This window comes from Cupriavidus sp. SIMBA_020, from assembly GCF_046535395.1.
GTDB lineage: Bacteria > Pseudomonadota > Gammaproteobacteria > Burkholderiales > Burkholderiaceae > Cupriavidus > Cupriavidus campinensis.
On sequence record NZ_JAWRWU010000236.1, the window covers coordinates 1 to 329 of the forward strand.

A 329-nucleotide genomic window follows, 5' to 3' on the forward strand; every position below is an offset into this window, starting at 1 on the left:
GCTGCCGCAGCACTGGCTCGCGTTCGACTGGCTTCCCAAGCTGTCCAAGTAATTACCGGTTCCGCCGATGCAAGATTCCTCTCTGCCTTGCCAGGATGCGCCGCCGCCCTCCGTGGGCGCGGCTCCCCGCCGCGCCACGCGTTCGGTGGCGGTGAAGTGGGGCGACCGCACGGTCATGATCGGCGGCGACGCGCCGGTGGTGGTGCAGTCCATGACCAACACCGACACCGCCGACGCCATCGCCACGGCGATCCAGGTCAAGGAACTGGCGCAGGCCGGCTCCGAGATGGTGCGCATCACCGTCAATACGCCCGAAGCCGCCAGGGAAG

Annotated in this window: 1 protein-coding gene; it reads left to right on the top strand. The window is 68.4% G+C overall.

The annotated features are described in order from the left end of the window. Window positions 1-67: 67 nt before the first annotated feature. On the top strand, window positions 68-329 hold a 262-nt coding region (locus tag SB751_RS28990), incomplete at its 3' end, for a flavodoxin-dependent (E)-4-hydroxy-3-methylbut-2-enyl-diphosphate synthase (protein WP_410748907.1).